Source organism: Nitratireductor sp. ZSWI3 (assembly GCF_024655565.1).
Lineage (GTDB): Bacteria > Pseudomonadota > Alphaproteobacteria > Rhizobiales > Rhizobiaceae > Nitratireductor.
Genome location: NZ_JANKOF010000123.1, coordinates 1 through 12,393, shown reverse-complemented (window position 1 = coordinate 12,393; position 12,393 = coordinate 1). Strand labels below are relative to the sequence as shown.

11 protein-coding genes are annotated in these 12,393 nt (G+C 65.9%); 4 read left to right on the top strand and 7 right to left on the bottom strand.

The window, feature by feature from the left end; genetic code table 11:
• The 3 genes from NUU27_RS23230 to ilvA all read right to left on the bottom strand — a co-directional run.
• On the bottom strand, nt 1–1,410 hold a 1,410-nt coding region (locus tag NUU27_RS23230; protein ID WP_374568009.1), incomplete at its 3' end, for a DEAD/DEAH box helicase.
• Between the two features lie 193 nt (nt 1,411–1,603).
• Nucleotides 1,604–2,140, bottom strand: a complete 537-nt coding sequence (locus NUU27_RS23225) for a DUF1697 domain-containing protein (protein WP_257764678.1) — start codon at nt 2,138–2,140, stop codon at nt 1,604–1,606.
• A gap of 15 nt (nt 2,141–2,155) precedes the next feature.
• The gene (gene ilvA / locus NUU27_RS23220) at nt 2,156–3,442 is read right to left on the bottom strand and encodes a threonine ammonia-lyase IlvA (protein ID WP_257764677.1); all 1,287 of its coding nucleotides are present in this window, start codon (nt 3,440–3,442) and stop codon (nt 2,156–2,158) included.
• Nucleotides 3,443–3,682: 240 nt separating this feature from the next.
• Here ilvA and NUU27_RS23215 point away from each other — a divergent pair, with 240 nt between their 5' ends.
• A complete protein-coding gene (locus tag NUU27_RS23215; RefSeq protein ID WP_257764676.1) occupies nt 3,683–4,861 on the top strand; it encodes an alpha/beta hydrolase in 1,179 nt (392 codons plus the stop codon).
• 13 nt (nt 4,862–4,874) lie between these two features.
• On the opposite strand, the gene NUU27_RS23210 is transcribed toward NUU27_RS23215, so the two are convergent.
• Nucleotides 4,875–5,477, bottom strand: a complete 603-nt coding sequence (locus NUU27_RS23210) for a TetR/AcrR family transcriptional regulator (RefSeq protein ID WP_257764675.1) — start codon at nt 5,475–5,477, stop codon at nt 4,875–4,877.
• A 101-nt stretch (nt 5,478–5,578) separates the two neighbouring features.
• Here NUU27_RS23210 and NUU27_RS23205 point away from each other — a divergent pair, with 101 nt between their 5' ends.
• Nucleotides 5,579–6,319 carry a 3-oxoacyl-ACP reductase family protein gene (locus NUU27_RS23205; RefSeq protein WP_257764674.1) on the top strand — a complete coding sequence of 247 codons (741 nt, stop codon included), beginning with the start codon at nt 5,579–5,581 and terminating at the stop codon, nt 6,317–6,319.
• A 6-nt stretch (nt 6,320–6,325) separates the two neighbouring features.
• On the opposite strand, the gene NUU27_RS23200 is transcribed toward NUU27_RS23205, so the two are convergent.
• A complete protein-coding gene (locus NUU27_RS23200) occupies nt 6,326–6,967 on the bottom strand; it encodes an NAD(P)-dependent oxidoreductase (RefSeq protein ID WP_257764673.1) in 642 nt (213 codons plus the stop codon).
• Between the two features lie 50 nt (nt 6,968–7,017).
• A complete protein-coding gene (locus tag NUU27_RS23195) occupies nt 7,018–7,953 on the bottom strand; it encodes a DMT family transporter (RefSeq protein WP_257764672.1) in 936 nt (311 codons plus the stop codon).
• Between the two features lie 132 nt (nt 7,954–8,085).
• Here NUU27_RS23195 and NUU27_RS23190 point away from each other — a divergent pair, with 132 nt between their 5' ends.
• Nucleotides 8,086–8,982 (top strand): LysR family transcriptional regulator, encoded by an 897-nt coding sequence (locus NUU27_RS23190; protein WP_257764671.1) that lies wholly within the window; start codon nt 8,086–8,088, stop codon nt 8,980–8,982.
• 134 nt (nt 8,983–9,116) lie between these two features.
• A complete protein-coding gene (gene recQ / locus NUU27_RS23185; RefSeq protein ID WP_257764670.1) occupies nt 9,117–10,919 on the top strand; it encodes a DNA helicase RecQ in 1,803 nt (600 codons plus the stop codon).
• Between the two features lie 218 nt (nt 10,920–11,137).
• On the opposite strand, the gene NUU27_RS23180 is transcribed toward recQ, so the two are convergent.
• Nucleotides 11,138–12,136: a GSCFA domain-containing protein gene (locus tag NUU27_RS23180; RefSeq protein ID WP_257764669.1), complete on the bottom strand. Its 999-nt coding sequence runs from the start codon at nt 12,134–12,136 to the stop codon at nt 11,138–11,140.
• Between the last annotated feature and the right edge of the window lie 257 nt (nt 12,137–12,393).

Genomic DNA, 12,393 nt, shown 5'->3' with positions numbered 1-12,393 from the left:
CTTGTCCTCGCCGGAACGCACCTCACTGGGCGCCGGGCGGGCGGGCTTGCGCTTCTGCTGGCCATGCCCGGCCGCATCGGTGTTGTCGGCGCGCGGGGTCGGCCTGTGCTGGGCCCGTGCCGGGCCGCCGTTCCCGCTCTCCGCCTGGCGCACCGGATCCGGCTCCGACGTGTAGTCGGCCGTCACCGGCAGGCGCATGCGGATCGTCTTCTCCACCGCCCGCAGCTTGTCGTTCTCGGCCGGGTCGCACAGCGTCACCGCCTCGCCGGAGGCGCCGTTGCGGCCGGTGCGGCCGATGCGGTGGACATAGCTTTCCGGCTGGTCCGGCAGGTCGAAATTCACCACATGGCTGATGCCCGGCACGTCGATGCCGCGGGCGGCGATGTCGGTGGCGACGAGGATGCGCACCGTGCCGTCGCGGAAGCCGTTGAGCGCCCGCTGGCGCGCATTCTGCGACTTGTTGCCGTGGATCACCGCCGCGTCGAAGCCGTCGCGCTCCAGATCGCGCGTCACGCGATCCGCGCCGTGCTTGGTGCGGGCGAACACGATGACCGAGCGCATGCTCTCGTCGGCCAGCATGTCGGCGAGTATCTTCCGCTTCTGCTTGGTGCGCGCCATCACCAGGGTCTGGGTGATCTCGCCGGCGGTCGTCGACTGCTTGGCGATCTCGACGCGCAGAGGCTCCTTGAGCAGGCTGGCGGCGAGCTGCTCGATCTCGCGCGGCATGGTGGCCGAGAAAAGCGCCGTCTGGCGCTCGGGATGCGTCGCGCGGGCGATCCGCCGCACGTCGTTGATGAAGCCCATGTCGAGCATCCGGTCGGCCTCGTCGAGCACCAGCCAGCGCGTCTCGGCGAGCGACAATTCGCCGGAGCGGATGATGTCGGTGAGGCGGCCGGGCGTCGCGATGAGGACGTCGACGCCCTGTGCCAGGCGCCGGACCTGGCTGCCGCGCGACACGCCGCCCAGCACCAGGGCCGTCGAAAGATGCGCGTGCTTGGAGAGCTCGCGCACCACCTCTTCGATCTGCACGGCCAGTTCGCGCGTCGGGCACAGGATCAGCGCCCGCGCCGTCTTGCGCACGCGCTTGGTGCCGAGCGCCATGATCTGGGCGAGGATCGGCAGCGAGAAGGCCGCCGTCTTGCCGGAGCCGGTCTGGGCGATGCCGAGAACGTCGCGCCCCTCGAGCATCGACGGGATCGCCTTCTCCTGGATCGGCTTGGGCGTCACGAAGCCCACGTCGGCGGCCGCCTTCAGGAGCGTGCCGGTGATGCCGAGAGCGGCGAAGCCTGTCTGCTCCGCATTGTTGTCATTGGTCAAATCTGTCTTCTTTCCGTGCGGGCACAGTGAATGCGCCGCAAAATATCCGCGGCAGGGCGCAACCTGCCGAAAAAGTGTTTCGATGAACGACAAGGCGGCGGGCCCTCGCCCGCGCGGCTGCGCTGTCGCGCCGGGAGGCTCCCGGCTCGGCCCTCACCCGATGGCGAAGGCAAAAGACGCAACCAGTCTTTGCAAAGAAAGCCGGTCGTGCCGGCCCATGCGTCTACGGCGTGCATATGGGCCATCGGCGCTTAAAGTGCAAACGAATAATTGTGCGGCGCGAAAATCAGCCCTCTCTGGCGATCTTGCGCAGCGCCAGCATGCTGCGCCAGTTGCGGCCGGTCATCGCCACTTTCAGGGTCGGCTCGATCTTCGGCGCGAAGGGCGAGCGCCCCATGCCGTCCGGCGTGTGGAGATAGAGCGTGCGCCCGTCGACCATGAACCGCTCGCTGCCGGTCGCCTTGGCCTGCAGCGCGGCCACCGCGGCAGGCTCCGGCGCCCGCTCGAGCGCGTAGACATGCACCGTGGTCGGGTCCTCGTCCGCCTGCCCGAAGGGATTGCCGGCGATCATCGCCTCCCAGTCTTCGACCGAGCGCGCCATGATCGCCTTCTCGAACCCCATCTGCCGGCGCACCGCCGCCGCCACCTTCTCGACCAGGCCGGCTTCGTCGAGCGTCGAGGTCACCACGGCATTGCCGCTGTTGATATAGGTGCTGACGTTCTCGAAGCCGCAGCCTTCGAGCACCGGTTTGAGCTGCTTGACGGGAAGCTGCGTCGCGCCGCCGACGCCGCGAAACAGGATGATGTAGCGTGTCTTTGCCACGGCGCTCCCCTCCGTTCAGATGATCAGCCCGGCGATCGTGTCGTTGTCGGTGATGTCCTGATAGGCCCAGCCGGCCGCGTTGAAACGCTGCGTCAGGATGTCGAAATTGTCGCGCCGCCTGGTCTCGATGCCGATCAGCACCGAGCCGAAATTGCGTGCCGACTTCTTCAGATATTCGAACCGCGTGATGTCGTCGTCGGGGCCGAGCAGGTCGAGGAAATCGCGCAGCGCGCCGGGCCGCTGCGGGAAGCGGAAGATGAAGTACTTCTTGAGCCCCTCGAAGCGCAGCGCCCGTTCCTTGACATCCGGCAGGCGCTCGAAATCGAAATTGCCGCCCGAGACCACCGCCACCACCGTCCGCCCGGCGAGCGCTTCGGGCGAAAAATCCTTCAGCGTATCGATGGCGAGCGCGCCCGCCGGCTCCAGCACGATGCCCTCGATGTTGAGCATCTCGATCATCGTCGCGCAAAGCCGGTTCTCCGGCACCAGGTGCACCGCGCTCGCATCGAAGGCGCGCAGCAGGGAGAACGGCTCGGCCCCGATCTCGGCCACCGCCGCCCCGTCGACGAAATTGTCCACCTTGGCAAGGCGCACCGGCCGGTCCTGCGCCAGCGCCTGGCGCAGGCTGCCGGCGCCCGCCGGTTCGGCGAAGGCGAACTCGCCCGCCTGCCCGCTGTCGCGCAGATAGCGCGTCACCCCGGAGGCCAGCCCGCCGCCGCCCACCGGCAGGATGACGAGGCTGTCCTCGACCCGCAAGCCAGCCTCGCGGCGCATTTGCGCGGCGATCTCATGGGCGACCGTCGCCTGCCCCTCGATGATGTCGGGATGGTCGAAGGGCGGCACCATCACGCCGCTCCCCTCGACCGCGAATTTCTGCGCCGCGCGGTAGCAATCGTCGAAGAAGTCGCCGACCAGCCGGATCTCCACGAACTCGCCGCCGAAGATCCGCGTCTTGTCGATCTTCTGTTGCGGCGTGGTGACGGGCATGAAGACGACGCCGTGCCGGTTGAAATGCCGGCACACATAGGCAAAGCCCTGGGCGTGGTTGCCGGCCGAAGCGCAGACGAAATGCTTGGCCCGCAGGCCGCCGGCGATCGCCTTGCGAAAGAAGTTGAAGGCGCCGCGCAGCTTGTAGGAGCGCACGGGCGTCAGATCCTCGCGCTTCAGGAAGACGCGCGCGCCGGTCTTCTTTGAAAGATAGACGTTTTCCTGCAGTGGCGTCTCGGCGAACAATTCGCGCAGCGCGGCGCTCGCCTCGCCCACCGCGGCCACGAATCCGTCTTCCTTTTCCTGCCCGGCCATCCCGTTCCTGCCTGTGCTGCCAGCCTCACCAAGGCCTATTGCATATCGGGGCGCGCAACGCCACTCTCGCGCCCCGGGGCGGTGCCGGTGGGACGGCTCGAAATCCCTGAGCCTCTTGTCATCTTCATGCCGGTTTTCTGGGAGAGACGGCACCGGCTGCCCGATCCGCCCTTTACGGATGGAAGGCGGCTTGCTTTCATCGTAAAGGGTCAAACTCGGGGCGAGCAGGATCAGGACCGGATGTCATTTCGTTTGTTCACGCGCCCCGTTTCGTTGCTTCTTGTCCTGGCCGTCGCGGGATGCGCCAATCCCAATCCGGCGCGCCTCATTGCCCAGACGATCGCGCCGGCCTCGGCGGCCCAGGTCGCCGCGACGCACGACATCTTCATCGCCACCAACCGCGCGCCGACCACCGAGCCCGGAGAGGTGTTCGCCGGCGGGCGATCCCAGCAGACGGCTTTCGCTGAGGTCGAGATTTCGATCCCCGCGGTGCACGAAACGGGCAAGATGGAGCTTGCGCCGAACCCGAAGGTCGCCGATCCGGCACGCTATTTCGCCGCCCGGCGGGCCATTCTCTATCCCGAGGAGAAGCAGTTCGAGGCGGCATTGGCGAAAAGCATCGCCGCCCGCGGCGGACGCGCGCTGATCTTCATCCACGGCTACAACACCGGCTTCGACGCCGCCGTCTACCGTGCCGCACAGATCTTCCACGACGCCCATTACAGCGGCACGCCGATCCTGTTCTCCTGGCCGTCGGCGGGCCGCACCATCGACTATGTCTACGACAACAACAGCGCCACCACCGCACGCGACGCGCTGGAGGAGACCCTGCGCCTGGTCGCCCGCGCCGGGGCGACGCGCGTCGATCTGGTCGCCCATTCGATGGGAAGCTGGGTGACGATGGAAGCCCTCAGGCAATTGGCGATCAGCGGCGACCGCACCCTCGGCGGCCGGCTGGCCGACGTGATCCTGGCCTCGCCCGACATCGATCTGGACGTCTTCAAGGGCCAGATGCGCCGCTATGGCGTTCCCGAACGGCCCTTTGCGGTTCTCGTCTCGCAAAACGACCGCGCGCTCACGCTGTCGGGCTTCATCGCCGGCAACAGGCCGCGCCTCGGCGACTATCGCGACGCCCAGGACCTGACCGATCTCGGCATCACCGTCGTCGACGTCACCAAAGTATCGTCGGGCGACTGGCTGAACCACACGAAATTCGCCGAGAACCCGGTTCTCGTCCAATTGCTCGGCGAGCGCCTGTCGGCCGAAGGCGAACTCGACGAACGCGACCCGCAGGCCGTCGTCGGGCAGATGGAAAGTCTCGTCAAAGGAATCGGCCAGACCGTCGGCAGCGCCGCCGACATCGTCATCACAACGCCGCTCCAGGTCATCGAGCTGGCGACCGGCCAGCGACGCCGGTAGAGAGGAAAGCGAATCAGCTCGCCACCGTCTCCCAGGCGGCCATGGCGCTGTCGACGACCTTTTCCAACGCGGCGGCAGATGCGCCGTCGCGTGCCTGGATCGACAGGCCGTGCATGACGGTGGCGTAAAAGGCCGCCACCCGTGCGGGGTCGGCCGATGCCAGCACGTCGCCCTCGGCGATGCCGCGCTCGACGCGGCGACGGAAACTCTCCTCGCTCTCGCGACGGTTCTCGGCCAGGAAACGGCATACCGGATTGTTCTCCGGCGCTCCGGCGAGCGCCGAGACCACCACCATGCAGCCGCGCGGATTGTCGGGATTGGTGTAGCTGCGCGCGTTGACGCGCAGCGCCATCTCGATGGCGCCACGCGCGGTGCGGCCGGCCGCCAGCGCCTCGCCCACCGGGGCGCCCTCCTCGCGCCCGTACAGCGCGATCGCCTCGCGGAACAGTTCTTCCTTGCAGCCGAAGGCGGCATAGAGGCTGGGCTTGTTGATGCCCATCGCCTGCGCCAGCTCGCTCACCGACGCGCCTTCATAGCCGCAGGTCCAGAAGACGCGCATCGCCCGATGCAGCGCTTCGTCCCTGTCGAAAGCCCTCGGTCTGCCTCTTTCCGCCATGTCGAAATACCTTTTGTACCAGTCCGTAAATAATTCCCTTGACGCGATTTCACAAGCCGCATATCAATTTTGTACCTATCGGTATATAAATGGAGAAGGACATGCGGGACCTGAAGGGCAAGGTGGCACTGGTAACGGGAGGCAGCCGCGGCATCGGCGCAGCGATCGCCAGGCGGCTGGCCGAGCGCGGTGCGGACGTCGCCGTCACCTATGCAAAAAATGCGCAGAAGGCGGCGGCGGTCGTCGCTGCCGTCGAGACCGCAGGCGGGCGGGGTCTGGCCATCCAGGCGGATAGCGCCGATCCGCGCGCCGTCACGGCCGCCGTCAACCGGACTGCCGAGGTCCTCGGCAGCATGGACATCCTGGTCAACAATGCCGGGATCTTCCCCTCCGGCCCGCCGGAGAGCGTGACGATCGAGGAAATCGACCGCACCATAGGCATCCACGTCAAAGGCGTTTTCGTCGCCTCGCAGGCAGCCCTCCGGCACATGGGCGAAGGCGGCCGGATCATTTCCATCGGCTCCTGCTTCGCCCAGCGCGTGCCGCATGGCGGGGTGACGCTCTACGCCATGAGCAAGTCGGCGCTGATCGGCTTCACCAAGGGGTTGGCGCACGATGTCGGCGCGCGCGGCATCACGGTGAACGTCGTCGACCCGGGCTCCACCGACACCGACATGAATCCGGCCGACGGAGAGCACGCCGATCAGCAGCGCAGCCTGATGCCGGTCGGCCACTTCGGAGCGCCCGACGACATCGCCGCCATGGTCGCCTATCTCGCCGGGCCCGAGGGACGGTTCATCACTGGTGCCTCGCTGGCGGTTGACGGCGGCCACACGGCCTGAGGGCGATCAATAGGCGGCGGTGAAGCGGGCACGGCGATGCCGCGCCTCTTCGGCCTCGTTCACAACGGCGATCGCCAGATCCTCCATGGACAGCGCCGAGCGTCCGGCCGCATCGACGAGAAGTTCGTCGCTGCCGAGCCGGAACCGGCCCGTCCGCTCGCCGGGCTCGAGCAGCGCCGGCGGACAGAGATAGGTCCAGTCGACATCCCGCGCAGCGCGGCACAATGCGAACTGCTCATAGCTCGACCGGGCAATCGGTCGCACCGTTTCCGGCACGAAACGCGGGTCGTCCAGCACCAGCGTGCCGCCGCCTCCCGGAACCAGCAGGCTGGCGGCGCCACCCACCACGATAAGCCTCGTTTCGGAGCCGGCCAGGCCCTCCAGAAGCGCCCGCATGGTGGTCGACGCGTCGCCCTCCCGGCCGGACGCCGGCCGTGTCGCGGCCACCACGACGTCGTGCCCGTCCGCCAGTTTCGCCACCTGCGCGGCATCCGAAGCATCGCCTGCCCGGATCACTGCCCCCGCCGGCACGCGGGCTGCCCGCCCCGCATCGCGCAGCACCGCCGTCACCCGATGGCGGCGCGACAGCGCCTCCGCAACGACGCGGCTTCCGACATTTCCATTCGCACCAAACACGGCGATCCGCATGATCGTCCTCCACAATGATAGGGGTTGAGAGTTGAGCTTTCCGGGACCGTTCAGGCCCCCTGCCGCGCCGGCCCGGCACGCTTTGCCGCCCCGCCGCGCAGAAGCAGCGCGATCGCTGCGATCACCAGCAGGCTTCCCGGCAGCCAGTGCCAGCCGATCGCCGCCGGCCTGGTCACGAACAGGACCAGCATCGAAACGAAGGGAACGAGATAGCTGTAGGCCGTCACGGCGCCAGGCGTCAGCGCGCCTGTACCGCGCTGCATCAGCCAGAAGGTTACCCCGCTGGAAAAGACGCCCAGATAGGCGACGAGCAGTACATCGCCGAGATCCATGCGTGCCATCGCGGCGACCGGCTCGGCAAAGATCCCGACGACGGCGATCAGCAGGCCACCCACAGCAAGACTCCAGAAGGTGCGCACGGCCGCACTCTTCGACAACAGACCACGCGCCAGCCCCCATTTCGACAGCACCGGATAAAGCGCGGAGGCGATGCAGCCGGCGAAGAAGGCCGCCTCGGCCCAGCCGAAGCGCAGTTCGGCAAGATTGCCTCCGGTCTGCGCGACGGCCAGCGCCAGCGCGCCGAACGCCCCCAGCGCCAGGATGGCCAGCAGGCGGCCGGCGCGCGGCTCGACGCCCAGCATGCGGCCAAGTCCATAAGCCAGAAGCGGCATGGAGACGAAGAGCGCCGACATGGAAAGCGCCGTCACCCGATGCGCCGCCCAGAACATGATGCCGAAGAAGCCGGCAAGGCACAGGCCCATCACCGCGTAGAGCAGCATGCCGGCAGGGCCCGGCAGGGCCGCACCGGCGCGCCAGGTCATCGGCAGCATCGCCAGCGCAGCGATCGCAAAGCGCATGGCCGTCAGAAGCAGCGGCGGAAGCCCCTCGCTCAGAAGGCCGACGGCCGGAAACGACGCCCCGACGATCAGGGCCCAGACGAACATGCCCAGATGGGCCCCCGCCGCATTCGTGTCCGTTCCGCTCATCGCGCACCTGCCTTTCCGTGGTTGCCGGCATCGGCGATGGCCGACCAGACGATGTGCAACAGCTAATTCATTGCGATGAGGATTATAATATGCGATTTTGGGCAATCACTCTTCACTCATAGTAACGAATAAATGGATCGTCTGAGGGCCCTCACCGTGTTTCGCCAGGCCGTCGAGCTCGGCAGCTTCGCCAGGGCCGCCGCGCAGTTGCGCCTGTCGCCTGCCGCCGTCAGCAAGAACATCAGCGAACTGGAAGCCCATCTCGCCGTGCGCCTCATCAACCGGACGACACGCCGCATGAGCCTGACGGAAGCGGGCCGGCTCTATTACGAGCGGGTGGCGCGCATCCTCGACGACCTCGACGAGGCCGACACGGCGCTCGGGCCTCTTCAGCAGCGGCCGAGCGGGCTGCTGCGGGTCAGCGCGCCGGTCACCGTGACGCTCATGGCGCTGTCCGAGGCCATCCCGTCCTTTCTGGAACGCTATCCGGACCTGTCGCTCGACCTGCATCTCGACGACCGGCGCATCAACCTGGTCGAGGAAGGCTTCGACGTGGCGCTGCGCGGCAGCGACAGGCTCGAGAGCTCGAGCCTCATCGCCCGCAAGCTCCTGACGCTGCATCATGTCCTGTGCTTTTCGCCCGCCTACCGCGACCGGTCCGGCGCGCCGGCGCGGCCCGAGGACCTGCGGGCGCACAATTGCGTGCAGTTCACGCTGACGGACCACGCCAGTGAATGGGCCTTTCACCGGGGCGGCGAGACCGTCAACGTGCCCGTCGACGGGCGTTACAAGGTCGGCTCCAGCCTTGCGGTGCGCGATGCGCTGCGCGCCGGTTTCGGCCTCAGCCTCGTGCCCCGGCTCTATGTCCGCGACGACCTCGCTCAAGGCCGTCTCGTCACCGCGCTCGACGATTGGACGCCCGTTCACACCACGCTCTATGCGGTCTATCCGTCGAGCCGCTACGTGCAGGCCAAGGTGCGCGCCTTCCTGGACTTTGCGGTCGACACGCTCGCCGGACAGGAAGACTGAGCATCGCGCCCCCGGGGGGCGGCGCATCGGGACGGGTTATCCAGAGCCTTGTCGGGACCGCGCTGCGATGATGCCCCAAAGCTGCTATGAGGAGGTCTCTTCGATTCTTCCTCTCCCGCCGGCGCAGGCCTTCCGTGACCACCGATCCGACACAGATCCTGAAAACCGTCTACGGCTACGAGGCGTTCCGCGGTCGCCAGGCCGAGATCGTCGATCATGTGATCGACGGCAACAATGCTTTCGTGCTGATGCCGACGGGCGGCGGCAAGTCGCTCTGCTACCAGATTCCCGCATTGTGCCGGCCCGGCCTCGGCCTCGTCGTCTCGCCGCTCATCGCCCTGATGGCCGACCAGGTGGCGGCGCTGCGCCAGGCCGGCGTGCGGGCCGCCGCGCTCAACTCGGACCTGCCGCCCGAGGAACGCCGGGCGCTCTGGCGCAGCGTCTTCGACGGCACGCTGGACCTTCTCTACGTGGCGCCGGAAACCCTGCTCCGGCCCGGCGTGGCGGACCGCCTGCGCGAGACCAGGCTTTCCCTCGTCGCCATCGACGAGGCGCACTGCCTGTCGCAATGGGGACACGATTTCCGCCCGCACTACCGGCAGCTCGACGCCCTGGTCGATCTCTTTCCCGGCACACCCCGCATGGCGCTGACCGCCACCGCCGACGCGCCCACCCGCGCCGAGATCCTCTCCCACCTGCAGATCGATGAGCGCGACAGCTTCATCGCCGGCTTCGACCGGCCGAACATCCGCTATGCCATCGAGGAGAAGGACAATCCGCGCCGCCAGTTGATGCGTTTTCTGGAAAGCCGCAAGGGCGAGAGCGGCATCGTCTATTGCCTGTCGAAGCGGCGCACCGAGGAGACCGCCGCCTGGCTGCGGGAGCAGGGCTACAACGCGCTCCCCTATCACGGCGGCATGGACAAGGGCGCGCGCGAGACCAACCAGACGCGCTTCCAGCGCGAGGAAGCCGTCGTCATGGTCGCCACCATCGCCTTCGGCATGGGCATCGACAAGCCGGACGTGCGCTTCGTCGCTCATATCGACCTGCCCGGCAGCATCGAGGCCTATTATCAGGAGACCGGCCGTGCCGGACGCGACGGGCTGCCCTCCGAGGCGCTGATGCTCTACGGGTTCGAGGACATCGCGCTGCGCCGCCGCTTCATCGATGAATCGGAAGCCTCCGACCAGCGCAAGCGCATGGAACTGCAGAAGCTCGACGCGCTGCTCGGGCTCGCCGAGACGGCCCAATGCCGCCGCCAGGTGCTGCTTGCCTATTTCGGCGACGAATGCGCGCCTTGCGGCAATTGCGACATCTGCGCCAGCCCGCCACAGCGCTTCGACGGCACGATCGCCGCGCAGAAGGCGCTTTCATGCATCTACCGCACCGGCGAACGCTTCGGCCAGGCCTACATCGTGTCCGTCCTTCTCGGCGAGGAGGACGAGCGCATCGCCCGCTTCGGTCACGACCGGATCTCCACCTACGGCATCGGCAAGGAGCACGACCAGCGCACCTGGCGCTCGATCCTGCGCCAGATGATCGCCCACGGCCTCGTCAATGTGGATCTCGCCGGCCATGGCGGGCTGTCCATCTCGGAAGGCGGGCGCCGGTTCCTGAAGGAAAAGCCCGTCCTGATGCTGCGCACGCCACGCCCGGCGGCCAAGGGCCGCAGCCGGAGCGCGGCGCGAACCGAAGCGGCCTCCGCGCTGGCGCCGGCCGACGCCGCGCTCTTCAAGGCGCTGCGCGAGAAGCGCATCGAGATCGCCCGCGAGCAGAACCTGCCGCCCTATGTGATCTTCCACGACAGGACGCTGATCGAGATGGCCACCACCCGCCCCGCCTCGCGCCATGCGATGGCCGGCATCTCGGGGATCGGCGAAGCAAAGCTCGACCGCTACGCCGCCGCCTTCCTGGAAGTCATTGCCAGCCACGGTTGAGGACTAAGCGGCTTCTGCCGTGGTTTGAGGAACGATGCGCACCGGGATCCGTGCTCGGATCTGCGCCGCTCGACGTGGTTTGTCACCGCTGGTTCCTCTGACGCGCATCCTCGCAGTTTGAGTCTCGCCTTCCAGATAAGACAGGCGAAGGTCGAACTCGCACGGCTGGCGGTGAACCAAGGCTCGGCTCTCATCGCCACGTGTCAGTGGCTGCACGACTACCCGTAATAGGCTTCCACAAAAGTCTTGGTAACGTGGCGCACCATGCCGGGCTGGACATGAACTCCATCGTCCAGCCATGTTAGGCCACGTGGAGAATTGATCACCATCTCATAGCTTGGAAAGTAATCGACAAAGTCGATGCGTCTGGCCAAATCGCCGGCAACAGCACGCAACGTAGACTTCGCGCCTGTCACAGTGGAAAGAACATCGTGCGGCAGGAAGGTCGAATGAGGTACCGGCGATACGGTCATAATCACTTTTAATTTGGGTCTGACCTTGTGAATCGCATCGAGCATCTGAACGACCTGATCCATCACTGCGACATAGCCGTAATCCGCAAAACGGAAGATGTCTTTTCTCTTATGTAAATACTTTCCTGGGGCGCGGTTCATCGGAATAAGGGTTGGTTGGTGAATCCAGCTTTCCGTCATCCCTAACGTGACAAACACCACATCGGCTTTTGCGATCTTACTGCTCGCTTCGTCCAGAATTTTTCGATCCGCACGCACCGTGTCGATATCACCGACTTTTAACCCGGCGGCATGGGGATCAAACCAGACCCCTTCTTCAAACTCGATGAGGCCGTCGTCGGGAAGTTGATAGCCTTCAAGTGCGCGCTGCACATCGATGTTCATTGAGTGCGTCGTGTACTTGTTAAAACAGCCCCTGCTTATGTGCCCGACGCGGACGCCACCTCCGACACCTGTTTCAGGATTCCAGCTATCGAACCGCTCAGGCGGAAGACCGTAACCTTCTGTAAGAAGTGGGATATCCTCATTGATCAGCGTGCGCTCGATCTCTCGGGCGAAACACGAACCAATGGTGTAGACCTGCGCAGTTTTGTCCAGTTTGAATTTCGGGACAATGTTAACCGACATGCGTTCGCCACTATCAAACCGACTTTTGGCAGACCCGGCACCATTCCAATTTTTCGCGGGGTTGTTCCGGTAATTATTCAGGGCCTCTTCTGCTGAAATCTCGATATTGTCTGGCATTGCGCTCGCTCATTATCTGTTCGGGCGACCGCAGACTATACGCCAGGTGACAATTCCGCAAAGCTAGAAGACGTTTAAATTTGATCCGATGCAGCTCAAGACTACTCCGTCGTCGACGGGAATCGTTTGCATTGGCGTTTCGTGCCAGAAGCTTATCGAAAGCCGGAATCGTCGTGAGGGAAACTACTGAGAATACGTGGTTCTCTGATCATGCATCGAAAACAACGAAATCAGACGGAGGTCTCAGTCGCGCTTCT

What these genes read in the sequence shown, in the direction of transcription:
- ilvA (WP_257764677.1), bottom strand. Translation starts at nt 3,442, where the DNA reads ATGGCCGGGCAGGAAAAGGAAGACGGATTCGTGGCCGCGGTGGGCGAG.
- NUU27_RS23215 (WP_257764676.1), top strand. Translation starts at nt 3,683, where the DNA reads ATGTCATTTCGTTTGTTCACGCGCCCCGTTTCGTTGCTTCTTGTCCTG.
- NUU27_RS23210 (WP_257764675.1), bottom strand. Translation starts at nt 5,477, where the DNA reads ATGGCGGAAAGAGGCAGACCGAGGGCTTTCGACAGGGACGAAGCGCTG.
- NUU27_RS23205 (WP_257764674.1), top strand. Translation starts at nt 5,579, where the DNA reads ATGCGGGACCTGAAGGGCAAGGTGGCACTGGTAACGGGAGGCAGCCGC.
- NUU27_RS23200 (WP_257764673.1), bottom strand. Translation starts at nt 6,967, where the DNA reads ATGCGGATCGCCGTGTTTGGTGCGAATGGAAATGTCGGAAGCCGCGTC.
- NUU27_RS23195 (WP_257764672.1), bottom strand. Translation starts at nt 7,953, where the DNA reads ATGAGCGGAACGGACACGAATGCGGCGGGGGCCCATCTGGGCATGTTC.
- NUU27_RS23190 (WP_257764671.1), top strand. Translation starts at nt 8,086, where the DNA reads ATGGATCGTCTGAGGGCCCTCACCGTGTTTCGCCAGGCCGTCGAGCTC.
- NUU27_RS23180 (WP_257764669.1), bottom strand. Translation starts at nt 12,136, where the DNA reads ATGCCAGACAATATCGAGATTTCAGCAGAAGAGGCCCTGAATAATTAC.